General features: G+C 64.9%; 20 protein-coding genes and 1 tRNA gene. 6 read left to right on the forward strand and 15 right to left on the reverse strand.

What is annotated here, in order from left to right:
• Nucleotides 1-39: 39 nt before the first annotated feature.
• Together ACVWW6_RS10410 and ACVWW6_RS10415 are read right to left on the reverse strand one after the other, a co-directional pair.
• Nucleotides 40-1413 (reverse strand): AmpG family muropeptide MFS transporter, encoded by a 1374-nt coding sequence (locus ACVWW6_RS10410; RefSeq protein WP_011090834.1) that lies wholly within the window; start codon nucleotides 1411-1413, stop codon nucleotides 40-42.
• 192 nt (nucleotides 1414-1605) lie between these two features.
• Nucleotides 1606-2808, reverse strand: a complete 1203-nt coding sequence (locus tag ACVWW6_RS10415) for a DNA recombination protein RmuC (protein WP_161532431.1) — start codon at nucleotides 2806-2808, stop codon at nucleotides 1606-1608.
• 171 nt (nucleotides 2809-2979) lie between these two features.
• Between ACVWW6_RS10415 and def the strand changes: the two genes are divergently transcribed.
• From def to truA, 3 genes are all read left to right on the forward strand, one after another.
• Nucleotides 2980-3504: a peptide deformylase gene (gene def, locus ACVWW6_RS10420; RefSeq protein ID WP_011090831.1), complete on the forward strand. Its 525-nt coding sequence runs from the start codon at nucleotides 2980-2982 to the stop codon at nucleotides 3502-3504.
• Between the two features lie 143 nt (nucleotides 3505-3647).
• Entirely contained in the window at nucleotides 3648-4583 is a 936-nt protein-coding gene (gene fmt, locus ACVWW6_RS10425; RefSeq protein WP_028175977.1) for a methionyl-tRNA formyltransferase, read from the forward strand.
• Nucleotides 4584-4703: 120 nt separating this feature from the next.
• A complete protein-coding gene (gene truA, locus ACVWW6_RS10430; protein ID WP_456680666.1) occupies nucleotides 4704-5441 on the forward strand; it encodes a tRNA pseudouridine(38-40) synthase TruA in 738 nt (245 codons plus the stop codon).
• Nucleotides 5442-5608: 167 nt separating this feature from the next.
• On the opposite strand, the gene dapE is transcribed toward truA, so the two are convergent.
• From dapE to rpmH, 11 genes are all read right to left on the reverse strand, one after another.
• Nucleotides 5609-6775 carry a succinyl-diaminopimelate desuccinylase gene (dapE, locus tag ACVWW6_RS10435; RefSeq protein ID WP_456680667.1) on the reverse strand — a complete coding sequence of 389 codons (1167 nt, stop codon included), beginning with the start codon at nucleotides 6773-6775 and terminating at the stop codon, nucleotides 5609-5611.
• Nucleotides 6772-7425 carry a DUF805 domain-containing protein gene (locus ACVWW6_RS10440; protein ID WP_456680668.1) on the reverse strand — a complete coding sequence of 218 codons (654 nt, stop codon included), beginning with the start codon at nucleotides 7423-7425 and terminating at the stop codon, nucleotides 6772-6774. The genes dapE and ACVWW6_RS10440 overlap by 4 nt, the downstream gene beginning before the upstream one ends.
• Before the next feature lie 254 nt (nucleotides 7426-7679).
• Nucleotides 7680-8525, reverse strand: coding sequence for a 2,3,4,5-tetrahydropyridine-2,6-dicarboxylate N-succinyltransferase (gene dapD / locus ACVWW6_RS10445; protein ID WP_011090826.1), 846 nt, complete (start codon nucleotides 8523-8525; stop codon nucleotides 7680-7682).
• 254 nt (nucleotides 8526-8779) lie between these two features.
• A complete protein-coding gene (locus ACVWW6_RS10450; protein ID WP_271553969.1) occupies nucleotides 8780-9472 on the reverse strand; it encodes a pyrimidine 5'-nucleotidase in 693 nt (230 codons plus the stop codon).
• Nucleotides 9473-9662: 190 nt separating this feature from the next.
• Nucleotides 9663-10649 carry a DUF1036 domain-containing protein gene (locus ACVWW6_RS10455; RefSeq protein WP_028175983.1) on the reverse strand — a complete coding sequence of 329 codons (987 nt, stop codon included), beginning with the start codon at nucleotides 10647-10649 and terminating at the stop codon, nucleotides 9663-9665.
• Nucleotides 10650-10831: 182 nt separating this feature from the next.
• A complete protein-coding gene (gene argB, locus ACVWW6_RS10460; RefSeq protein ID WP_011090823.1) occupies nucleotides 10832-11719 on the reverse strand; it encodes an acetylglutamate kinase in 888 nt (295 codons plus the stop codon).
• 108 nt (nucleotides 11720-11827) lie between these two features.
• On the reverse strand, nucleotides 11828-12193 hold the full coding sequence (locus ACVWW6_RS10465) for a DUF423 domain-containing protein (protein ID WP_028175984.1): 366 nt from the start codon (nucleotides 12191-12193) through the stop codon (nucleotides 11828-11830).
• Nucleotides 12193-12846, reverse strand: coding sequence for a ribosome biogenesis GTP-binding protein YihA/YsxC (yihA, locus tag ACVWW6_RS10470; protein ID WP_028175985.1), 654 nt, complete (start codon nucleotides 12844-12846; stop codon nucleotides 12193-12195). Before yihA ends, ACVWW6_RS10465 begins: the two co-directional genes overlap by 1 nt.
• Before the next feature lie 112 nt (nucleotides 12847-12958).
• Nucleotides 12959-14806 (reverse strand): membrane protein insertase YidC, encoded by a 1848-nt coding sequence (gene yidC / locus ACVWW6_RS10475; protein ID WP_038966085.1) that lies wholly within the window; start codon nucleotides 14804-14806, stop codon nucleotides 12959-12961.
• 17 nt (nucleotides 14807-14823) lie between these two features.
• On the reverse strand, nucleotides 14824-15222 hold the full coding sequence (rnpA, locus tag ACVWW6_RS10480) for a ribonuclease P protein component (protein WP_271553970.1): 399 nt from the start codon (nucleotides 15220-15222) through the stop codon (nucleotides 14824-14826).
• 27 nt (nucleotides 15223-15249) lie between these two features.
• Nucleotides 15250-15384: a 50S ribosomal protein L34 gene (rpmH, locus tag ACVWW6_RS10485; RefSeq protein WP_008542748.1), complete on the reverse strand. Its 135-nt coding sequence runs from the start codon at nucleotides 15382-15384 to the stop codon at nucleotides 15250-15252.
• Nucleotides 15385-15763: 379 nt separating this feature from the next.
• Here rpmH and ACVWW6_RS10490 point away from each other — a divergent pair, with 379 nt between their 5' ends.
• Complete coding sequence (locus tag ACVWW6_RS10490; RefSeq protein WP_028175987.1) at nucleotides 15764-17263, forward strand: sensor histidine kinase; 1500 nt, start codon at nucleotides 15764-15766, stop codon at nucleotides 17261-17263.
• Between the two features lie 269 nt (nucleotides 17264-17532).
• Nucleotides 17533-17609: transfer RNA gene (locus tag ACVWW6_RS10495), tRNA-Arg, on the forward strand.
• A 102-nt stretch (nucleotides 17610-17711) separates the two neighbouring features.
• On the opposite strand, the gene ACVWW6_RS10500 is transcribed toward ACVWW6_RS10495, so the two are convergent.
• On the reverse strand, nucleotides 17712-20309 hold the full coding sequence (locus ACVWW6_RS10500; protein WP_271552753.1) for a bifunctional diguanylate cyclase/phosphodiesterase: 2598 nt from the start codon (nucleotides 20307-20309) through the stop codon (nucleotides 17712-17714).
• 262 nt (nucleotides 20310-20571) lie between these two features.
• Here ACVWW6_RS10500 and ACVWW6_RS10505 point away from each other — a divergent pair, with 262 nt between their 5' ends.
• Nucleotides 20572-21375, forward strand: coding sequence for a PstS family phosphate ABC transporter substrate-binding protein (locus ACVWW6_RS10505; RefSeq protein ID WP_028175476.1), 804 nt, complete (start codon nucleotides 20572-20574; stop codon nucleotides 21373-21375).
• A 30-nt stretch (nucleotides 21376-21405) separates the two neighbouring features.
• Here the strand turns inward: ACVWW6_RS10505 and ACVWW6_RS10510 are convergent, their stop codons facing one another.
• Nucleotides 21406-22416, reverse strand: a complete 1011-nt coding sequence (locus ACVWW6_RS10510) for a 2Fe-2S iron-sulfur cluster-binding protein (protein WP_028175477.1) — start codon at nucleotides 22414-22416, stop codon at nucleotides 21406-21408.
• Between the last annotated feature and the right edge of the window lie 143 nt (nucleotides 22417-22559).

Genomic DNA, 22559 nt, shown 5'->3' on the forward strand with positions numbered 1-22559 from the left:
TGGATGCTCCGCCTTCGCGGGGCATGACAGCAGTGGTGGTCACACCCTTACCGGCCCCAGCTCTTCGAAATGCCCGCGCTTCTGCAGCCATGTCAGCAGGACCAGGCTCGGGATCGCCACCAGCACGCAGATCACGAAGAACAGCGGCCAGCCGGTCGCCTTGGCGACATAGCCGGCCACCGACGAGAGATAGGTGCGTCCCACTGCGGCGAGCGCGGTCAGCAGCGCGTATTGTGTCGCCGTGTGCAGCGGGTTCTGGCACAGCGCGGAGAGGTAGGCGACGAAGATCACGGTGCCGATGGCGCTGGTGAAATTCTCAGCTGTGATGGCGAAGGCGAGCGCCCATTGGCTGGTGCCGACGAAGGCCAGCCAGGAGAAGGAGAGGTTGGCGAGCGCCTGCACCACGCCGCCGATCCACAAGCACGTCGCCAGCGGGTAGCGTCGGGCAAGGAAGCCGCCGGCAAAGCCGCCGATTAGCGTCGCCGCAAGGCCGACGCCCTTCACGATCGCCGCATAGTCGTTGCGGGAGAAGCCGAGGTCGATCACGAACGGCGCCGTCATGGTGCCGGAGAAGGCGTCGGTGAACTTGAACAGTACGACGAAGGCAAGCGCGGCGAGCGCGTCCTTGCGCGCCAGGAATTCCGAGAACGCGCCGATCGCCGCGTGCAGCACGCGCGCGAACGCCGTATCGGCCTGCGTTGCGGCTTCCGCCCGCACCGACTGCTCGGGCTCGGTCGCGGCCAGCGCGGTGATCGTGCCGATCAGCACCATCGCCGCCATCACCACATAGCCCCACATCCAGGCCGATGTGCGCGAAATGCCGGTGCTCTCGAAACCGGAGACGATGAACAGCGCGCCCGCGGTCGAGACCAGCATGCCGATGCGATAGGCAGCGACATAGGACGCCATGCCGGCGGCCTGCTCGCTCTCCGGCAGGCTCTCGACGCGGAAGGCGTCGACCACGATGTCCTGCGTCGAGGACGTCGTCGCCACCAGCAACGCGCCGAGCGCGACGTAGAACGGCGAGCGCGCGGGATCGGTCAGCGCCAGCAGCAGGATGGCGATGATCAGCAGCAGCTGCGAGAACAGCAGCCAGCCGCGGCGGCGTCCGAACGCGCGCGTGAACAGCGGCACATGCAGCGCATCCACCAGCGGCGCCCACAAAAATTTCAGCGTGTAGGGCGTGCCGACCAGCGCAAACAGCCCGATGGTCCCGAGATCGACCCCGGCCTCGCGCATCCACACCAGCAGCGTCGAGCCCGACAGCGCCAGCGGCAGGCCGGACGAGAAGCCGAGGAACAGCACGATCAGCACGCGCGGTTGCAGGTACACGGCAAGGCTGTCGCGCCAGGAGGCGGCGGGGGCATCAGCGCTGGTTTGGACGGTTCCGGTGGTCGCGTCGGGTGCGGTCATGGGGAGGTGTTAGCAGATTCTGGGGGAAAAGACTCTCGCGGTAGCCGTGAGGCGGGAGAGCCTCCAACATCCTCGGCGTCATCGTCCGCGAAGGCGGACGATCCAGTACTCCGCGGCGTTTCGGCTCAACAACGACTGTCACGGCGTACTGGATGCCCCGCCTTCGCGGGGCATGACAGTGTGCTAAAAAATCTACTCCCCCGCCTGGAGCTTCCTCGGGAACAACTCGGCCGCGCCCGTCGCCACCAGGTGCGGGCCCTCCGCGGGCGTATCGGCCTTGCTGAAATCCAGCTCCTCGATCCGTCCGGCGCGCTTCTCGATCTTGTCGGCGGAGATCAGCACCTGGCGGACGTCCTCGTTCACGTCGGCAAAATGCTTCTGGAGCTTCAGCACGCGGTCGCGCAAGCGGCCGAGATCGTCGCCGAGCTTGATGACCTCGGTGCGGATCTGGTCGGCGGCATCGCGCATGCGCGCGTCCTTCATGATCTGCTGCATCACCTGGATCGCCAGCATCAGCAGCGAGGGCGACACCAGCACAACGCGGGCGCGATAGGCCTTCTGGATCACGTCGTCGAAGCCGTCATGGATCTCGGCGTAGACCGATTCCGACGGCACGAACATCAGTGCCATCTCCTGGGTCTCGCCGGTGACGAGATATTTTTCCGCGATGTCGCTGACATGCTTCATCACGTCGCCGCGCAGCCGCTGCGTGGCGATGCGCTTCTCCTCGTCGGTGCGGGCATCGTGCAGCGCGGTCATCGCCTCGAGCGGAAACTTCGCGTCGATGCAGAGCGGGCGCTGGTCGGGCAGGAACACGACGCAGTCCGGCCGCTTGCCGGTCGAGAGCGTGAACTGGAACTCGTAGGCGCCCTTCGGCAAGCCGTCCTGGACGATCGCCTCCATCCGGGCCTGGCCGAAGGCGCCGCGCGACTGCTTGTTGGCGAGCACGTCGCGCAAGGTCGTCACCTGCGTGGTGAGGTCGGTGAGGTTCTTGTGCGCGTTGTCGATGATGCCGAGTCGCTCGTGCAGGGCGTGCAGGCTCTCCATGGTGTTGCGGGTCGAGTGCTCCATGGACTGGCCGACGCGATGGGTCACCGAATCCAGCCGCTCGTTGACCGCCCGTGCCATCTCGGCCTGGCGGCCGGCCAGCGCCTGGGTCATGGCATCGACCCGGCCCGAAGCCTCGCTCTGGGCGTGCAGCATCTGGCTGATGCGCTCCTCGAGCTCGTCGGCGCGGATCGCATTCGCCATCGCGAGTTCCGCCCCGCGCCGCCCCGAGCGTGCAATGACCACGGCGATCACAACCAGCAGGATGAGGACCAGGACGCCGAAGCCGATCAGCGCGTCGATCGTGCGCACCGGCCAGTCGCCAGCCACGAAAATGATCTCGTTCATGCCTGTCCTTCTAGCCGATTCGGCTGCCGGCACGAACGAATAGCGAACATTTATGGTAAATGCCCCGTTAATTTTTATGGTTAACGAAAGCTGAAGTTTTATGGTTAGCGGATCGTTAACGCGTTCCGGGCCTCATTGACCGCTTGTCGCGCCCGGCTTAAATCGCCCGCCATGGCCCTCAGAGAAATCATCATCCTGCCCGACAAGCAGCTGCGTCTGGTCTCCAAGCCGATCGAGAAGGTCACGACGGAGATCCGCAAGCTTGCCGACGACATGTTCGAGACCATGTACGACGCGCCCGGCATCGGGTTGGCGGCGATCCAGATCGCCCAGCCGCTGCGGCTGATCACCATGGACCTCGCCAAGCGCGACGAGAACGGCGAGACTAAGCCGGAGCCGCGCGTCTTCATCAATCCGGAAGTCATCGCCTCGTCCGAGGAATTGTCGGTCTACGAGGAAGGCTGCCTGTCGATCCCCGAATATTACGAGGAGGTCGAGCGGCCTGCGAAGGTGCGCGTGCGCTTCACCGATCTCGACGGCAAGGTGCACGAGGAGGACGCCGAAGGCCTCTACGCCACCTGCATCCAGCACGAGATCGACCACCTCAACGGCGTCCTGTTCGTCGACTATCTGTCGAAGCTGAAGCGCGACCGCGTGCTGAAGAAGTTCGAGAAAGCCGCCAAGCGCGCGGAGTGAGGTTCTCCGTCATTCCGGGGCGATGCACAGCATCGAACTATGGTGCGCAATTGCGCACCTGAGAATCTCGAGATTCCGGGTTCGGCTCTTCGAGCCGCCCCGGAATGACAGTAATTGGATCACGTTCCTCGCAGGTTTTTCCGATGCCCCTTCGCCTGATCTTCATGGGCACGCCCGATTTCTCCGTGCCGACGCTGCTCGAGCTCGTCGCGCATGGCCATGAGATCGTCGCCGTCTATACCCGCGCGCCGAAGCCGGGCGGGCGGCGCGGCCTGCAATTGCAGCCGACCCCGGTCGAGGAAGCCGCGCGAAGACTCGGCGTTCCCGTGCTGACCCCGAAGACGCTGAAGACAGAGGAGGCGCTGGAAGAATTTCGCGCCTTTGACGCCGATGCCGCCGTCGTCGTCGCCTACGGCATGATCCTGCCGCAGGCCATCCTCGATGCGCCAAAGCTCGGCTGCTACAATCTGCACGCCTCGCTCCTGCCGCGCTGGCGCGGCGCCGCGCCGATCAACCGCGCGATTATGGCTGATGATGCCGAAAGCGGCGTGATGGTGATGAAGATGGATGTCGGCCTCGACACCGGCGATGTCGCCATGGCCGAGCGGCTGGCGATCACGGACACCATGACCGCGGCCGACCTGCACGATCGTCTCTCGCGCCTCGGCGCCGACCTGATGGTCCGCGCCATGGCCGCGCTCGACCGCGGGGGGCTCCAGCTCAAGAAGCAGAGCGAGGACGGCGTCACCTATGCGGCCAAGATCGACAAGGCTGAGGCGCGGATCGACTGGACCAAGCCCGCACGGGCGGTGCTGCGCCACATCCACGGCCTGTCGCCGTTCCCCGGCGCCTGGGCCGAGCTCGCAGGCGTCAGCGAGAACGCGCGCGTCAAAATCCTGCGCTGCGAGCTCGCCAAGGGCTCGGGCGCGCCGGGCGAGGTGCTCGACGACCGGCTCACCATCGCCTGCGGCGAGGGCGCGATCCGCATCATCGAGCTGCAGCGCGAAGGCAAGGCGCGGATGCAGGCCACGGACTTCTTGCGTGGTGTGCCGCTGAAGGCGGGCGCCAAATTCACCTGACACTGTCATACCCCGCGAAGGCGGGGTATCCAGTACGCCGAGGCTTCTCGGTCGAACGGATAGGCCGCGGCGTACTGGATCGCCCGGTCAAGCCGGGCGATGACGGCAGAATTGGAAACGATGCCCCGCTACAAGCTCACCATCGAATATGACGGCGCGCCGTTCTTCGGCTGGCAGGTGCAGGATACGCTGCCGTCGGTGCAGGGCGCACTGGAAGCGGCGGTGAAGGCGATGACCGGTGCGGATCTGCGGGTGCATGGCGCGGGTCGCACCGATGCCGGCGTGCATGCGCGCGGCCAGGTCGCGCATGTCGATATCGAGAAGCAGTTTCCGCCGGGCCGCTTTCGCGACGGGCTCAATGCGCATCTGCGGCCGCATCCGATCGCGGTGCTCGAGGCCGAGATCGTGCCCGATACTTTTGAAGCGCGCTTCTCGGCCGTGAAGCGCCATTATCGCTACCGCATCGTCAACACCCGCGCCAATCTCGCGCTCGACGTCGGCCACGCCTGGCGCGTGCCGCGCCGGCTCGATAGCGATGCGATGCATGCGGCCGCGCAGCGCCTGCTCGGCAAGCATGATTTCACCACCTTCCGCGACACCGAGTGCCAGGCCAAGTCGCCGGAGAAGACGCTCGACCAGCTCGACGTGCTGCGCGACGGCCGCGAGATCACGATTCTCACCTCGGCGCGCTCGTTCCTGCACAGCCAGGTGCGCTCGATGGTGGGATCGCTGGTCTGGGTCGGCGAAGGCCGCTGGACCGCGGACGACCTTTCCGCAGCGCTGGCGGCCCGCAACCGCGCCGCCTGCGGCATCGTCGCGCCGCCGGACGGGCTGTATCTGGTGAAGGTAGATTATTAGAGAGACGGGAGGCGGGAAACTCTCGCGACACCCGCCACTGTCATTCCCCGCGAAGGCGGGGAATCCAGTACGCCGCGGCCTCTCGGTTCAATCACGGCTGTCTCTGGAATACTGGATCGCCCGCTTTCGCGGGCGATGACAGCGGAATTCCAGGAGGCGCTATCGCCTCACCCAAAATACCGCGTCAGTATCCCCCGATACACCTGCGTCAGCTTTTCCAGATCCCCCACCGGCACCCGCTCGTCCACCTGATGCATCGTCTGCCCCACCAGACCGAACTCGATCACCGGGCAGTAGCTGGAGATGAAGCGCGCATCCGAGGTGCCGCCGCTCGTCGACAGCTCCGGCTTCCGCCCCGTGATCTCCTCGATCGCGGACACGGCGAGATCGGTGAACGGACCCGGCTTGGTCACGAACACGTTGGAGTTCGACGGCTCCCAGACGATGCGGGCCTTGATGCGGTTGCCGCAGGCCTTTGCCAGCCGCGTCTCGACCAGTTCGCGCAGGCTCGCTTGCGTATGGTTGTCGTTGTAGCGGATGTTGAACTTGGCGCGGGCCTCGCCGGGGATGACGTTGTTGGCCTTGTTGCCGACGTCGACCGAGGTGAATTCGAGGTTGGACGCCTGGAACTGCGCGCTGCCGTGGTCGAGCGGCTCGTCGGAGATCGCCACGATCAATCGCGAAATGTCCGGCACCGGATTGGAGGCGCGGTGCGGATAGGCGACATGGCCTTGCACGCCGTCGACATACAGCGTGCCGGATTGCGAGCCGCGTCGGCCGACCTTGATGGTGTCGCCGAGCGTCTCGACATTGGAGGGCTCGCCCAGCACGCAGTGATCGAATGTTTCGCCGCGCTCGGCGGCCCACTTCAAGAGCTTGATGGTGCCGTTGATGGAGACGTCTTCCTCGTCGCCGGTGATCAGGAACGAGATCGAGCCCGTGCCGTCGGTGCGCGGCTTGCCGCCGTTGGCGGCGAGATGCTCCAGCACCGCGGCGACCGAGCACGCGATGCCGCCCTTCATGTCGACCGCGCCGCGGCCATGCAGAAAACCGTCCTTTACCTCGCCGGAGAATGCGCCGACGCTCCAGGCGCTTTCGTCGCCAGCGGGCACCACGTCGGTGTGGCCGGCGAAGGTGATGTGCGGCCCTTCGCTGCCGATCCGCGCATAGAGATTGTCGACGTCGGCGGTGCCGGGCTCGCTGAACGTCACGCGCTGGCAGGTGAAGCCGGCGGCGTTGAGGGCGTTTTCAAGCACCCCGAGTGCGCCGGCATCGGCCGGGGTTACCGAGGGGCAGCGGATGAGATCGCGGGCAATCGAGAGGGCATCGGTCATGCGCCCCGCTTAACATGCATGCCGCCGGGTGGGCTAGCACTGGGCGGGACAATTTCGATCTCGCGGCTCTGGTCCCAGCCTTGCGCAGGGGACGCGGCGGACGCGGAGCCGTCCTCGATGTCGGCGAGCGGATCGGGGCCGAACCGGTTGTGGCCCGAGGTGCCGGGCCGGCAGAACATTTCGACGAGGCCCCACAGCCACAGGATCGAAACCGCCAGGCTGAAAGGATGCATCCAGTTTGTCTTGGGCAGCAGGTCCGCGAACTGACTGAACAAGCCGGGTACGAAGAAGAACGGAACGATCCACCAGCCGCTCCTGTCGCGATCGTGCAGTCGCTTGATCGTAGTCGCGAGATAAATCCAGAAGAACAGCGCCATGCCGGACGCCTTGAGGATCGAGGTCGCGCGATCGGCGGATGCCAGCGAGCGGGAGGCTCGGGGATCGACCAGCTTGAACAGGTCGTCGAGACCGAAGTCGAAATCGAGGTCGATGGCGAGCTTCAAGGTGGATCTGGTCCCTCCGAGGATCCCGATGACCTGACCGACGATCTCCAGCAAGCCCGCCAGCAGCGCAACGATCAGCAGCGCCTGCCATAGCAGGGCGCGGTTGATGCGGCCGTCGAAGCGGAAGAGGTACGAGGTCCAGTCCATGGCGAAGGTTCCGGGCGGCGCAGGCCGTCCGGGAATTGGTCGCGATGGAGGGAGGGAGGGTTCGATAGGTGCCGCAAGGGGCTCTTCACCTCTCCCCGCCTGCGGGGAGAGGTCGGATCGCCTCGGCGATGCGAAGCATCGTCCGGAGCGATCCGGGTGAGGGGGTACAGGTCTCACGGCAATCTCATCCGTGGAGAGAGGCCCCTCACCCCAACCCTCTCCCCGTAAGAACGGGGAGAGGGGAGGAGAGAGTCTTAATCCCGCAGCAGCTCGTTGATGCTGGTCTTCGACCGCGTGCGCTCGTCGACGCGCTTGACGATCACGGCGCAGGCGGTGCTCGGGCCGATATGGCCGTTCTTCATCGGCTTGCCGGGCAGCGCGCCGGGCACCACGACCGAATATTCAGGCACTTCGCCGATGAAGACCTCGCCGGTGTCGCGGTCGACGATCTTGGTCGAGGCGCCCAGGAACACGCCCATGGCCAGCACCGCGCCCTTGCGCACGATCACGCCTTCGGCGACCTCGGAGCGCGCGCCGATGAAGCAATCGTCCTCGATGATCACGGGCTCGGCCTGGAGCGGCTCGAGCACGCCGCCGATGCCGGCGCCGCCGGAGATGTGCACGCGCTTGCCGATCTGCGCGCAGGAGCCGACGGTGGCCCAGGTGTCGACCATCGTGCTCTCATCGACGTAGGCGCCGAGATTGACGAAGGACGGCATCAGCACGACGTTCTTGGCGATGAAGGCCGAGCGGCGCACCACCGCGCCCGGCACCGCGCGAAAGCCGGCATCGCGAAAACGGTTCTCGCCCCAGCCTTCGAACTTCGAGGGCACCTTGTCCCACCAGGTCGCCTGGCCCGGACCGCCGGGAATGACGCCCATGTCGTTGAGGCGGAAGGACAGCAGCACGGCCTTCTTCAGCCACTGATTGACCTTCCATTTGCCGTCGGCCCCGCGCTCGGCAACGCGTGCCTCGCCCTTGTCCAGAGTCTCCAGCACCTGGTCCACGGCCTCGCGCACCTCGCCCTTGGTCGAGGTCGAGATGCCGTCACGCGCGTCGAAGGCGCTGTTGATGGTGGATTCGAGGGCGGACAGGGACATCGGGATTTCCTCTTCGGAACGGGAATTTTGACGGATTGGGGCGCTTTTTCGGGATTTGGCAGGGGAGAGTCAAGGCATACTCCGCTGTCGTCCTCCATCCCCCACCGTCGTCCTGGACCAGCGCAGCGAAGCGGAGCGGCGATCCAGGACCCATGACCCCAGGGAGGAGTTTAACGACGACTCGTGGTTGTCAGTCTCGCGCCGCAACCTCTCCCTGGGGTCGTGGGTCCTGGCTTTCGCCAGGACGACGGCGGTCAGTGAGGCGACAACCCCGCCAAAAACCCCGCCAGATCATCCGTGACGTGGTCGACATGGGCGGCGTCGCGGCCCTCCAGTTCCCAGTCCTCGCGCACCACTTCCTTGGTGCCGTCGGGCACCACCAGCACGGTGGTCATGCCGAGCTCGTGCGGGACGGTGAGGTTGCGGGCGAGGTCCTCGAACATCGCGGCGCGGCTGGGATCGACGGCATGGTCGCCGAGGAATTTCCGGTAGGTCTGCGGGGCCGGCTTGGGCTCGAACTCGGCCGCGATGATGTCGAACACGCCGTCGAAATGGGTGGCGAGGCCGAGCCGCGCCAGCACCGCACCGACATGGTCGACCGAGCCGTTGGTCAGGATCAGCTTGCGTCCCGGCAGTTTTGCGATGGCCGCGCCGAGCGCCGGATTCGGCTCCAGCGGCGAATGGTCGATCTTGTGCACATAGGCGAGATAGTCGTCGGCACGCACGCCGTGCAGGGTCATCATGCCGCGCATGGTGGTGCCGAAGCGTCGGTAGTAGTCCTTCTGGATATGGCGCGCTTCCTCAGGGCTGACGTTCAGCCAGTTGCACACGAACTCGCCGATCCGCGTATCGACCTGCTGCCACAGATTGACGTGATGCGGATACAGCGTGTTGTCGAGGTCGAACACCCAGGTGTCGACATGGGTGAAGGCGCGGGGTGGGTTCATTGCAACTCTCTATCCGTTGACCGAGGCCGCGGCCCCGCCCTCAATCGTCGTCCTGACGAAAGCCAGGACCCATACTCCGTGACCGATCATTGGGGCAATCTGGTCGTCGTTCTTCGCCAAACCCGATCCTGGGGCAATGGGTCCTGGGTTTCGCCAGGACGACGGCGCAATGTGTAGCGCCATCATCACATCACGGCATCGCAAACCGCAGCGTCCTGCCGCCGCTCGACATGTCGACCGCGCCAAAACCCGTCGCCGCAAACCCGCGCGCGCCGCAATCGGTCTGCTCAACGGTCTCGAACTTGGTCTCGCGCGTGCAGAGCTGCTTCTCGCCGCCCCAGTTCAGTGGCTTGTCCTTCAGCTTGACGGCGCGGTTGTCGGCGTCAACGGCTTCCGCGAAGCTGAAGATCTGCTTCGGCTGGCCGCTCACGTCGGGGTGCAGGCACTTGCCGGGGTCGATGCGGTACCAGCCGCGGCTCGTCACCGACTTGCCGTCGTCGGTGGCGATCGCCGCCATCACCTTGTGCGGGGTGTCGTTGCACCAGGTCAGGCCGCTCGGCGACGGCGTCTGCGTCGCGTCGACCATGGTCTTGAAGAAATTTGGCGACGACACGGCGTCGGACGGGAGCCCGCGGCTCTTCAGGAACGCAGCCAGCGCTGCTTGCGTCTTCGGTCCGTCGACACCGTCGATCGCCCCGACGTCATAACCGATGATCACCAGCAGCCGCTGGATGCCGGCGAGGCGCGCCTGCTCGTCGTCATATTCGGAATCCTCGGCGAGATACGTCACCAGGTTGCCGTCGTCGCCTTGCGTCGGCGTCACCTGCGTGAAGGGGACTTGCGTCTGGCCGCTGCGGCATTGCCGCGCGGCCGCAATGACGAAATTGTCCTGGGCGACGCACAGCATGTCGTTGCCGTTCTGCGGGATCGGCGAGGCGCCATAGACGCCGAGCGCGCGGGCATTGAGCAGGATGCGGTCGGCGGTCAGCGTGCCCTGCACCACCACGCGGCAGGTGGCGGGATCAATCCTGAACCAGCCGCGCGTCGCGGTCGCCGCCTTGTCGTCGATGCCGATCGCGGCCTCGACGACATAGGACATGCGGTTGCAGATCTTGAGGTCGGCGAAGGCGGGGGCGGAGGAGAAGACGAATGACACGGCCGCAGCCGGCAGCGTCATCAGGAAACGGGTCACGACCGAGCGACGATGCCGTCGCTCTCTCGGCTCGTCATGCCCGGGCTTGTCCCGGGCATCCACGTTCTTGGCGCGGGGCGAAAGATCGTGGATGGCCGGGACATTTTCGCGAAGACGCGCTTCGCGCTGTTGCCCGGCCATGACGCCGCTCTTTGTTCGCTCGCGCCTCACTTATGTATCAGCGTTCCCGTGCCCTGGTTGGTGAACAGCTCCAGCAGCACCGCGTGCTGCATCTTGCCGTCGATGATGACGACGCCCTCGACGCCCTGTTCGAGCGCGTAGATGCAGGTCTCGACCTTGGGGATCATGCCGCCGGAAATGGTGCCGTCGGCGATCAGTTTTCGCGCGTCCTTCACGGACAATTGCGGGATCAGCTTCTTCGACTTGTCGAGCACACCCGGCACGTCGGTGAGCAGCAACAGGCGCTTGGCCTTCAGCGCGCCCGCGACGGCACCGGCAAAGGTGTCGGCGTTGACGTTCAGCGTCTGGCCTTCCTTGGAGGTTGCGAGCGGCGCCAGCACCGGAATCAGCTCGTAGCCGATCAGCTGGTTGAGCAGCGTGAGGTCGACCTTCTCGGGGTCGCCGACGAAGCCGAGATCGATCGCCTTCTCGATGTTCGAGCCCGGATCGACGATGGTGCGCGTCGTCTTCGACGCCTTCACCATGTTGGCGTCCTTGCCGGATAGTCCCACGGCCTTGCCGCCGGCCTCGTTGATATAGCCGACGATCTGCTTGTTGACGGAGCCGGCCAGCACCATCTCCACGATCTCGATGGTCGCGGCATCGGTGATGCGCAGGCCGGCGGCGAATTCCGACTGGATGCCGAGGCGCTTGAGCATGGTCGCGATCTGCGGCCCGCCGCCATGCACGACCACCGGGTTGATCGCGGTCTGCTCCAGCAGCACGATGTCGCGGGCAAAGTTCTTCGCGGTCTCCTCGTCGCCCATGGCATGGCCGCCATATTTGATGACGATGGTTTCCTCGTCATACTGCTGCATGTGCGGCAGCGCTTCGGACAGGATGCGGGCCTGGTCGAGCGGGGAGATGTCGGTCATGAGGCGGATCTCGCTGGCGGGACTGTCGGGCCGCGTTCTATCCGATTGGCGGGGGCAGCGCAAAGTGGGTGTTGGTTCTTACCCTCCAGGGGAGGGGAAGATCGAGCGCTATTTCTGCGCCACCACGGCCGCCAGCGTCACCGCCAGCCAGCTCAAGATCATCACCGTCCCACCGGTCGGCGCCGCGTAGGGAAACAGCGAGTGCCCGGCAAATTGCCGCAAGGTGAGATCGCCCGCGAACAGCGCGGCGCCGCCTACGAAGCCGGACGCGGCAATGAGGCCAATTCCGCCGTGCAGAAGGCCGCGCGCGAGCAACGCGACCGTCGCAAGTATGGCAGTTGCATGAAACAGCAGCATGGCGCTGGCCGACGCAAGCCGGCTCGCGTCGCCGCCATGGGCGGAGGCGGCGGCCAGCGCGACGCCGGCGGCGCCCATCAAGCCGGCAAGCCCAATCAACAGGCGATGCGCGGCCATCACGAACTCCGCTCTTCCAGCAGCTTCGCCATCGCGGCGCGCAGCTCGGCCATGCCCGTCGCGCTCCGCGACGAGGTCGCGAGCACGTTCGGGAACGCGGCCGGATGCTTGGCCAGCGCGGCCTCGGTCTCGGCAATGCGCGAGGCAAGCTCGGAGGGCTTCACCTGGTCGGCCTTGGTCAGCACGATCTGGTAGCTCACGGCGGAGCGGTCGAGCGTCCCGAGGATATCGAGATCGACGTCCTTCAGGCCGTGCCGCGCGTCGATCAGCACATAGACGCGCGCGAGGCTGGCGCGGCCCAGCAGGAATTTATGAATCAGCTCGGTCCAGGACGCGACCTGGCTCTTCGGTGCCTTGGCGTAGCCATAGCCGGGCATGTCGACGAGGCGCAGGTCTTTCTTTCCGGGGACCTCGAAGAAGATCAGCTCCTGGGTGCGGCCCGGCGTATGCGAGGTGCGCGCCAGCGCGTTACGGCCGGTGAGCGCGTTGATCAGGCTCGACTTGCCGACATTGGAGCGGCCGGCAAAGGCGATCTCCAGCCCGTCCATCGGCGGCAGCGTCTGGATCGAGGGCGAGGCCCAGATGAACTGCCAGTCGCGCGCGAACAGCTTTCGCCCGGCCTCGATCAGCTTCGCATCTTTGTCGTCGGTCATGCGAAGCTCTTTGTTTCGCGGTCATTCCGGAGCGATGCGAAGCGTCGAATCCGAAATCTCGAGATTCCGGGTCTGGTGCTTCGCACCATCCCGGAATGACGGAGTGGGTGACTTACGTCGCCTTCCTCGCGAACGTCGCCTTGAGATTGTCGAACAGCTCCACCTTCACGCCGTTGCGGCGCATGATGAAGCTCTGCTGGAGCACCGAGAGCGTGTTGTTCCAGGCCCAGTAGATCACGAGGCCCGCCGGGAAGCCCGCCAGCATGAAGGTGAAGATCAGCGGCATCCAGTTGAAGATCATCTGCTGGGTCGGATCCGGCGGCGTCGGGTTCAGCTTCATCTGGAACCACATCGTGATGCCCATGATGATCGGCCAGATGCCGAGCGCGAGGTAGTGGCCGAACACCGGAATCGTGGTCGGATCGAGCGGGATCAGCCCGAACAGGTTGAACAGATTGGTCGGATCCGGCGCGGAGAGGTCCTTGATCCAGCCGTAGAACGGCGCCTGCCGCATCTCGATGGTGACGAACAGCACCTTGTAGAGCGAGAAGAACACCGGGATCTGGATCACGACGGGAAGACAGCCGGCGACCGGATTGATCTTCTCCTTGCGGTAGATCTCCATCATCTCCTGCTGCTGCTTCACCTTGTCGTCAGGGTAGCGCTCCTTCAGCGCCTGAAGCTGCGGCTGGATCGACTTCATCTTCGCCATCGAGGCGTAGGACTTGTTCGCCAGCGGGAAGAACAAGAGCTTCACGATCACGGTCACGAGCAGGATCGAGATGCCGAAATTGCCGAAGAAGCGGTAGAAGAAGTCGAGGCCGAGGAACATCGGCTTGGTGATGAAGTAGAACCAGCCCCAGTCGATCAACAGGTCGAAATGGTTGAGGTTGAGTTCCTTGTTGTAGCCGCCGTGGCCGGCGAGCGGGAAGTTGATGCCGACCACGCCGGCTTCCTTGGCGCCGGCAAACAGCCGCGCATTCGCCGTCGCACTGCCGCCGATCGCGACGGTGACGGGATCGAGCAGATAGTCGGTCTGATAGGTGTGGACGTTGCCGACCGGGTTCGACGAGAAGCGCGCCTGGAGCTGGGCACTGGTGTCCGGCAGCAGCGCCGAGGCCCAGTACTTGTCGGTCATGCCGAGCCAGCCATTGGTGGCCTTGAAGTTCACCGACTTGGCTTCGTCGATCTTCTTGTAGGCGTATTCCTGCAAGCCATCGAGATAGCCGATCAGGCCTTCGTGCAGGATGTAGTAGCCGGAAACCTGCGGCGTGCCGTGACGCGAGATCAGCGCGAACGGATAGAGCGTGACCGGCGCGTTGCCGACATTGCTCACCTCGTCCTTGATGGTGAAGAGATAGTGGTCGTCGACCGAGATGGTGCGGCGGAAGGTGAGGCCCTCGCCATTGTCCCACTTCAGCACCGCCGGCGTCGTCGGCGTCAGGCTGCCGCTGCCGTCCTGCTGCCAGAGGGTCTGCGCGTCCGGCAGTTTCGCCGTCACGCCCGTGGCCGGCACCCAGCCGAACTCGGCGTAATAGGGCTCAGCGGTGCCCGAGGGCGAATACAGGACGATCGGCGGCGACTTCGGATCGACCGTTTCGCGATACTGCACCAGCGCGACATCGTCGATGCGGCCGCCCTTCAGCGAGATGCTGCCGGCGATCCGCGGCGTGTCGATCTTCACGCGCGGGCTGGCCGCAATCGCGGCGTCGCGGGCGACGACCGGCTGAGCCTGCTGGCCTGCTGCCGGCGTTGACGGCTGCGCGGCACCGCCGGATTGCGGCGTGGCCCCCGGCGTCGCGGAGGCCGTCGGCTGCGGCGTGGTCTTCTGGAGCTCGGCCTGCGCCTGCTGCTGGGCGCGCTGCTTCTCCATCGCCGGCACGTTGTAGAAATACTGCCAGGCGATCAGCACGAGGCCCGATAGAATGACGGCGAGGATGGTATTGCGATTGTCGGTCATCATCTAATGTCTCGTCATCAATCCGTTTTGCGGCTGGCAGCAGGAGCGGTGCCGGGCCTCTGGCCGCGTCCCTTTGACTGTTCCTTGGCCGTATGCCGCGCGGGCTTCGAGAACGCTATGCGCAGATCGTTGAGCATGGTGGCGAAGGGGCGCGACAACGCGTCCCTTCGGCCGACCAGCACATAATCATGATGGGGCTGCATTAACACCGGCTCGAGCCGCTTCACGAGTTCGCGAAGCCGGCGCCGGATGCGATTGCGCTCGGGGGCGTTGCCGTTCTTTTTGGTGACGGTGAAGCCGATTCTGATCGGGCCGCTGTCGTCGCGGGGGCGGCTTTGCAGGACGAACGCGGGACTATTCACCCGCGCGCCATTGGCAACGGCGAGGAAATCCGCCCGCTGCCTCAGCCGATCCATGATGAAATCCCAAAAAGGGGGTCTGGCTCAGGCGCTCAGACGCTTGCGGCCGCGGGCGCGGCGGGCGGCGAGAACCTTGCGGCCGCCGGCAGTGGCGAGACGGGCACGGAAACCGTGACGGCGCTTGCGCACCAGTTTGCTGGGTTGATAAGTCCGCTTCACGGGTTTTTCTCCGCTGACCGGGCAATTTGCCTGTAGAATTGATGGTAAAGTCCCAACGATGCGGCCCAAAACGGGCCCTTTTTCGGCCCCAAGAGAGCCGCTCCCGGCGTCACACCGGGTCATCGCGGACAATTCGGGCGGCTTATATGCGAGCGCTCCCTTTTCGTCAACGCCGCGAGAGCGCAGGATTGCGCTGAATATCGCTGATTGTGCGGGGTTTTTAATCGTTGAGGTGGCGACTCGCCTTATCAGCGCCTACATCCCACCTTGGGAGATTAGCGATCCGTAATTTGACCGGACCGGGGGCGGGCCGCATCCTTCCTCCGCCAGATCGTTCACCGGCCAACTCAGTCGGGCCAAGTCAGTGAGGACGAATTTCGTGGCAGCGACAGACCTCCAGCCGATCCAGGATACGGATCAGCGGGACCCGCCGGCGATGCGGCCGCGTGGGCCTGCCGGCTTGGGGCTGTCAGGCAAGCTGCTGCTGCTCACGGTCCCCCTGGTGATGATCGCGGCCATCCTGCTCTACGTGCCCGCCATCGCCAACTTCTGGGTCAACCGGCTGAACGACCGCGTGGCCGCCGCCAACACGGCGGCGCTGGTGCTCGACGCCGCCCCGCTCGGCATGGTTCCCGATTCGCTGTCGCGCGAGATCCTGAAAAGCATCAATGCCCGCGCCGTCGCCATCAAGATGGGCCAGCAGCGCCGGCTGCTCGCCAGCGACAATCTGCCCGCCGCGATCGAGCACGACGTTGATCTCCGCGACATGACCGTATGGGAGGCGATCACCGGCTCGATCCAGATGATGCTGGAGACCGGCAACCAGGCCATCCGCATCGTCGGCCCCGGCGTCGGCAACGCCCAGTTCGTCGAGATCGTGACCGACGAATTGCCGCTGCGGCAGTCGATGTACCGCTTCTCCCGCAATGTCGTCGTGGTCGCGCTGATCATCGGGGTCTTGACCGCGGGCCTCGTCTATCTCGCGCTCCACTATCTCTTCGTGCGGCCGATGCGGCGGCTCACCGCGAGCCTGGTCGGCTTCCACGAAAACCCCGAGAGCTCGGCGCGGATCATCGTGCCGAGCCAGCGCAGCGACGAGATCGGGGTCGCCGAACGCGAATTGTCGGACATGCAGCGCGATTTGATGTCGATGCTGCATCAGAAGAGCCGGCTTGCCGCCCTCGGCCTCGCCGTCTCCAAGATCAACCACGATCTGCGCAATCTGCTGGCGTCGGCGCAGCTTTTGTCGGACCAGCTTGCCAGCGTGCCGGATCCGCGGGTGCAGCGCTTTGCGCCCAAGCTCGTGCGTTCGCTCGAGCGCGCCATCGCCTTCTGCCAGTCGACGTTGTCCTACGGCCGCGCCCAGGAGGCCTCGCCCGACCGCCGCATGATCCTGATCGAGCCTGTCGTGCTCGAGGTGCGCGAGACCGCCGGCCTTGCCAGCGATGCCTCGATCGCCTGGGTCGCCGCGATCGAGCGCGGGCTCGCGGTCGATGCCGACCCCGACCAGCTGTTCCGCGTGCTGCTCAACCTCGTCCGCAACGCCGCCCAGGCGCTGGAAAGTCATTCCTCCGGCGACGGCGGCGCGCAGCAGATCCGGATCACGGGCAAGCGCGAGGGCGCCGTCGCCATCCTGGAGGTCTCCGACACGGGTCCCGGCGTCCCCCAGAAGACCCGGGACCATCTGTTCGAGGCGTTCCAGACATCGGGCCGTCCCGGCGGCAGCGGGCTTGGTTTGGCCATCGCCGCCGAGCTCGTCCGCGCCCATGGCGGCGACATCCACCTGGTCGAAGGCACTATCGGCGCCACCTTCCGGATCGTCATCCCCGACCGTCCCGTGGAACTGCTCTCCATCCGCAACGAGCGGGCGCGGGCGTAAGTCGAGTCGGTCAGCGGCCGAGCAACGGCGTCATTCCGGGGCGGCGCAAAGCGCCGAACCCGGAATCCGGAGGTTTGGGGTCGAGATTCCGCACTTCTCGCTTCGCGAGCCCGGAATGACCCGGGCGAAGTCGTCATTTCTCTACAAAATCTCCCCATCCCGGACCTTGCCAATCGGGACAAGAGCGGTTAGTCAGAGCGCTCTTTCGCACCCCTCCGGCGCTGTCCGGAGGCTGCCTGCGGGCCCAGCCCGCACTGTCCGCGAAAAACGCGCCCGTAGCTCAGCTGGATAGAGCATCAGACTACGAATCTGAGGGTCGGACGTTCGAATCGTTCCGGGCGCGCCATTTTCCCACCATTCAGTACAGAACCGCGAACTCTTGCAGAGCTCTCGTATGGATCGGTGCCTATTTGATACCCGATCGGCATCTGAGGTTGGCGCCGACGCCTCAGCGGATCATAGTCTTCCGCTCCGCTCCGTCTCGCCTGGGCACCAGTTCGACCGCCAAAAGGGTTGGCTGGAGCAGGACGGCGAACTCTTCGAGCGGTAGCGGCGGAGAAAAAATATAACCTTGCGCCATGGTGGCGCCGTTTTCGGCCGCGAACCGAAGGTCTTCGGCCGTTTCGACGCCTTCAACGACCGTTTCGAACCCCAATTCGTCCGCAAGTCCGAGCGCCAGGCGAAGAATCGTCTGCTTTTCGCGGTCTCCCGCGACACCCGCCACGAGCGTGCGATCGAGCTTCACGGCGTCGAAGGGGAGCCTCGCCATCGTCGAAAGATTCGAATAGCCGGCTCCGAAATCGTCCATTGCGAAGCGTATGCCCAATTGCCTGAGCAGGCTTATTCTCTCGCGCACGACATCAGGATTGCGCATCGCGACCGACTCTGTGATCTCGATCTCGAGGTTTGGCGGCGGGAAGTCGGCCTCGCGAACGGTCGTGATGATATCCCTGATGAACAGCGGGTCTTCGATTTCCGTCGCCGCGACATTTACGGCGAGCACGAGGTTCGAGCCGGCCCGGATCAAGCCCCCGATTTCGGCGAGCGCGCGCCTGAGCACGAAGCGGTCGATCTCCATGATGAGGCCGATCTCTTCCGCGATCTTGATGAAGCGCTGAGGAGGAATGTCGCCCTCCTTCGGGTGATGCCAGCGCGCCAGCGCCTCCACCCCTAGGATGCGGCCATTCGCGCAGGACACCTTGGGCTGGTAGTGGACGACGAGCTCTTCATTGCGGATCGCCAGGGCGAGATCGGTTTCGAGCGCATGGCGGGCACGCGCGACCTCTGCGAGATCCGGAGTGAAGAACGCGTAGGTATTGCGTCCCGAGCTCTTCGCGACGTACATCGCAAGGTCGGCGCGGATCAGGAGATCGTCATAGGTTGTGCCATGGGTGGGACAGATCGCGATGCCGATGCTGACGCCGATCGTTGCATGGTTGCTCTGGAGCTTGAAGGAAACCTGCAGCGTCTCGATCATCTCGCGGGCACTGAGGCTCGCGGCCTCGACCGTCTGCACCCCAGCGATGATGGCGACGAACTCGTCGCCCCCGACCCGGGCGAGCAGACATTTGCCGGCAGCGCCCTTGGACGTCAGCAAATTGCTCAAGCGCTCGGCCACCATCCTGAGCAGCTCGTCGCCAGCCTTGTGCCCGAAAGTGTCGTTGATGGATTTGAAGCCATCCAGGTCGAGGAAGAACAGCGCTGCGCCCTCTTCCGCGCCGATGAGCGCCGGCGCATCGACGCGCATCTTCTCCCGATTGGGAAGGCGGCTCACCGTGTCGTAGAAAGCGAGCTGGCGAATTCTTTGAGTGCTGGCCCGCAAATGCGTCAGCATTCGCTCGAATGCGAGGCCGAGGCCGCGGACCTCTCCGATGCCCGTTGCGCGGAATTGAACGTCGAGATTGCCACCCGCGATTTCCTGGGCGGTCTTGGCGAGCGCTGAAAGTCCTTTCGTGAGGTGCCTCACGGCGGCCAATAGCGCGACGACCAAGGCACCGAGCGCCAGCGCCGCGGATGCCAGGAACTGCCACATCAGCGAACGCGTATGGGATGCGCCGATCTGGAACATCTGATCGCGTGTCGTCGTCACCAGCGATGCGCTCGCGAACGTACACACCTTGAGCGTCGCCTCGTAATCGACACAGCGCGCGACGTAGTTGCCGTCATCCGAGCGCTGCAGCCCGGTCAAACGCGTCCTGGCGCCGCTGAATCTCACCCCTTCAGGCCCCGCGGAAGACACGATCTCGTTGTCACCCGTGATGATGACCACGCCGGCATTGGCTAGCGAAGTGAAGTTCTCGAGAGTCCGTTCCGTGCGGCCGAGCGGTCGGATGGCGGCAAGCGCGCCGATGAGGTCGCCGAAGTCGTCGAACACGGGCTCGGTCGCGGTGTGCGCTATGGTGTGGCGCTGCGGCAGGCCGAGCGCTGACAATTCACGCAATTTGAACTCATTGATGCCTTCCTCACCCCGCGGGTGCGAGCGGCTATTGTCCTTGAGGATCGCGTTGAGATTGACAGAGAGAGCGGTACTCTCGAGCGCCCGGTTGAGCGCGAGGAGGTCGAGGGGCGTGTTGGCGCCGATCACGCGACCGGTTTCGTCGAAGGCGATCAGCCTTTCGAAGCCGGAGGTCGAAGCAACGATGCTGAGCAGCTCGCGGATAGTCACATCGTTGTTCGAGGCGACCGCCTTGGCGACATCGGCGCGCTGAGCGATCTGACGCAGGCGAGATGCGGTTTCTGCGCCCAGGACCTCGATTCGCGCTCGCGCCAACTGCGCCTCGCCGTCGAGGCGATGAGCGAGCTGGTCTTCTGAGAGTTCACCCAGTGCCCCAGCCTGATGCCTCAGTTGCTGCTGCAGGCGTAGCGCCGTCAAGCCGCCGATGAGGCCGAGCCCGAGGACGCCGGTCGCGAGCACGACGGCAACAAGGCGCATGGCGATAGACGAGGGGAAACTCGGAATCCCGGACGGAACGGCCCAACGACGCCAGCGGGGCGGCGCCCTCGATGCCTCTGCCATATCCGGGTCAGTCGCCACCACCGCCAGCACCCTGAACTTATGGGGGCCGGTCAATGTCGCTCATTGAGGCCCCTTCCAGGCACCAACCTTAGGCGAGTGGAATACCCAAAATCGTCAATTTGATCGTCTATTTGTGGCCGGTTAATTAGCAAATGGTTTTTTTAAACCGTCAGATTTTGTGCTTTTCACTTTCTGTCCGCCACGGATGATTCCAAAAGGCACGGCGTTGCGACAACAGATGGTTTAGGTTTCTTTGCCAGATTGCGCACCTCGTGCTTCGAAGGGGTTTGCCATGGCATTTTCGAGGATAACGGCGGCAATTTTGGGCCTCTGCCTTGCGGGGGTGAATGCCGCTAGCGCCGAAACACGCAGGCTCGACATCGTCGGGACCGGAGACGGCATCGATGTCCTGCGCGTCATCGCCGCGAGCTTCATGCAGCAGGAAGGATCGCCACAGATCGAGGTCCCGCCGAGCATCGGTTCTGGCGGAGGCATCGCGGCCGTGGGGTCCGGCAAGGCGATCTTAGGGCGCGTCGCACGCCGCCTGACCGACGCCGAAGCGGCTTCCGGCATCGTCTACAAGGAGATCGCCCGCCTGCCCTCGGCTTTCATCGTCCATCCCGGCTGTGGAGTGAGTGCCGTCACAAGCGATCAGCTCGTTGCGATCTATTCCGGCCGCCTCGCGAATTGGAAGGAGCTTGGCGGCGCCGATATGCGCATCCGCGTCGTGCGGCGCGAGGACCAGGACAGCACTCTCACCGTGCTACGGGCCAGCATGCCCGGCTGGCATGATCTCGAGATCACCGAGAAATCGAAGACGGCGACGACCACACAGGAAGCGATCGAGACGGTTCGCGATGTTCAAGGCGCGATCGGCTTCGGCCCCTTCTCGCGGCCGTTGGAACAGGGGCTCACAGTGCTTCGCGTGGACGGCCACTACCCGACCGACGCGGATTATCCCTCGAGCGCGGTGCTGGCGCTGATCTATTTAAGCACGTTGCAGGATCCGGACGCCTTGGCCTTTCTACGCTTTGCCGATACCCAGAAGGCGGCCGACGTCATCACCAGCCTCGGTAGTCTGCCCGTCAAGCCGTGAGCCGCCGGCGCTGCTAAGCTCGGCATCGGCTCACAGACCGGGGCGATGAGGCTGCTCGCGGCTTCGCCATAGACGGGTGATCTTGTCCATCAGCGATGGGGTTTGAGAGCTCGGCAGGAAAGGATCGGCGTAGCATTGCGCATTGGCCGAGCGTGCCTTGTTCTTCACGATATCGACGAGACCAACGGGGCCGGCGACGTAGACCGTATCCTCCAGCCCGAGCAGGGGCAGGTAGTGCGATGGGCGCCCAGGCCTGATCGGTAGGGTAGATCCGACCTCCGTCGTCGCAATGACGTCGCGGACACCGTCGTCGATCAGCCACTGCAACGAGGGAAGCATATAGAGGTTATCGGCATCCCGGCTGCCGGCGACGACCGCCATCTCGCGGTTGCGCTGGGTCGAGCGCGCCGAGCGGGCCAGCGCCCAGATCGGGGCCCAGCCTGCTCCGCCGGCGACCAGCACCAGCGGCCCCTGGCCCTGTCGTAGATAGGCCTGTCCGAAGGGGCCTTGCACATGTGCCGCATGGCCGGGCCTGATGGCCTTGCCGATCTGCCCCGACACCGTGCCGTCAGGCAGGCGCCGGATGTGGAAGACGAGTTCGACTTGCTTGAAGGAGCCATCGAGTCTGAAGGTCGGGCTGAACTCGCGCGCAGGATAGCCGGAAAACTTGACGCGCACATATTGGCCCGGCCGAAACTCGAGCGGCGCTGAGGTCGTCAGCACGACTTCGGCGATCTCTGGCGAGAGCTCGTTGATCTCGGTAACGGCGCACGCCCGCTTCATCGGTAGCGGCAATTCTTCGAATTCGATCTCCGCATCGCCTGCGACCGCGGCCTGGCAGGCGAGCACAGTGCGGCCATGGCCCGAGCCGCCGTCATCGACCGAGCCCGAAACGACCGTCACCCGGCAGCTCTGACATTGTCCCGATCTGCAGTCGTGTGGAATGAGGATCGAGCCGCCGAGCGCCGCGTCGATCAGGCTTTCGCCGGCGCGGGCTTCGACGAGCTTGCCGTTGAGGACGAGCCGACAATGAGTCTTCATCGCGAGGCCTCTGGGCGTCGCGAATTTCTGCGAGCAGGCCGCTGCTCGCCGCGCCGGAATGCGATGCGCGGTTGAGGGCGAAGCGATGCTTCAGCGCAGCCGCGCCGTAGTGGCCTCCGGTCGAGCACGTCGCTCCCCATGAG

This window comes from Bradyrhizobium sp. USDA 3311, from assembly GCF_054062495.1.

Excerpts from the sequence above, each read along its gene's own strand:
- ACVWW6_RS10410 (WP_011090834.1), bottom strand. The coding sequence starts at position 1,413 with ATGACCGCACCCGACGCGACCACCGGAACCGTCCAAACCAGCGCTGAT.
- ACVWW6_RS10415 (WP_161532431.1), bottom strand. The coding sequence starts at position 2,808 with ATGAACGAGATCATTTTCGTGGCTGGCGACTGGCCGGTGCGCACGATC.
- def (WP_011090831.1), top strand. The coding sequence starts at position 2,980 with ATGGCCCTCAGAGAAATCATCATCCTGCCCGACAAGCAGCTGCGTCTG.
- fmt (WP_028175977.1), top strand. The coding sequence starts at position 3,648 with ATGCCCCTTCGCCTGATCTTCATGGGCACGCCCGATTTCTCCGTGCCG.
- truA (WP_456680666.1), top strand. The coding sequence starts at position 4,704 with ATGCCCCGCTACAAGCTCACCATCGAATATGACGGCGCGCCGTTCTTC.
- dapE (WP_456680667.1), bottom strand. The coding sequence starts at position 6,775 with ATGACCGATGCCCTCTCGATTGCCCGCGATCTCATCCGCTGCCCCTCG.
- ACVWW6_RS10440 (WP_456680668.1), bottom strand. The coding sequence starts at position 7,425 with ATGGACTGGACCTCGTACCTCTTCCGCTTCGACGGCCGCATCAACCGC.
- dapD (WP_011090826.1), bottom strand. The coding sequence starts at position 8,525 with ATGTCCCTGTCCGCCCTCGAATCCACCATCAACAGCGCCTTCGACGCG.
- ACVWW6_RS10450 (WP_271553969.1), bottom strand. The coding sequence starts at position 9,472 with ATGAACCCACCCCGCGCCTTCACCCATGTCGACACCTGGGTGTTCGAC.
- ACVWW6_RS10455 (WP_028175983.1), bottom strand. The coding sequence starts at position 10,649 with ATGACGCTGCCGGCTGCGGCCGTGTCATTCGTCTTCTCCTCCGCCCCC.
- argB (WP_011090823.1), bottom strand. The coding sequence starts at position 11,719 with ATGACCGACATCTCCCCGCTCGACCAGGCCCGCATCCTGTCCGAAGCG.
- ACVWW6_RS10465 (WP_028175984.1), bottom strand. The coding sequence starts at position 12,193 with ATGGCCGCGCATCGCCTGTTGATTGGGCTTGCCGGCTTGATGGGCGCC.
- yihA (WP_028175985.1), bottom strand. The coding sequence starts at position 12,846 with ATGACCGACGACAAAGATGCGAAGCTGATCGAGGCCGGGCGAAAGCTG.
- yidC (WP_038966085.1), bottom strand. The coding sequence starts at position 14,806 with ATGACCGACAATCGCAATACCATCCTCGCCGTCATTCTATCGGGCCTC.
- rnpA (WP_271553970.1), bottom strand. The coding sequence starts at position 15,222 with ATGGATCGGCTGAGGCAGCGGGCGGATTTCCTCGCCGTTGCCAATGGC.
- ACVWW6_RS10505 (WP_028175476.1), top strand. The coding sequence starts at position 20,572 with ATGGCATTTTCGAGGATAACGGCGGCAATTTTGGGCCTCTGCCTTGCG.
- ACVWW6_RS10510 (WP_028175477.1), bottom strand. The coding sequence starts at position 22,416 with ATGAAGACTCATTGTCGGCTCGTCCTCAACGGCAAGCTCGTCGAAGCC.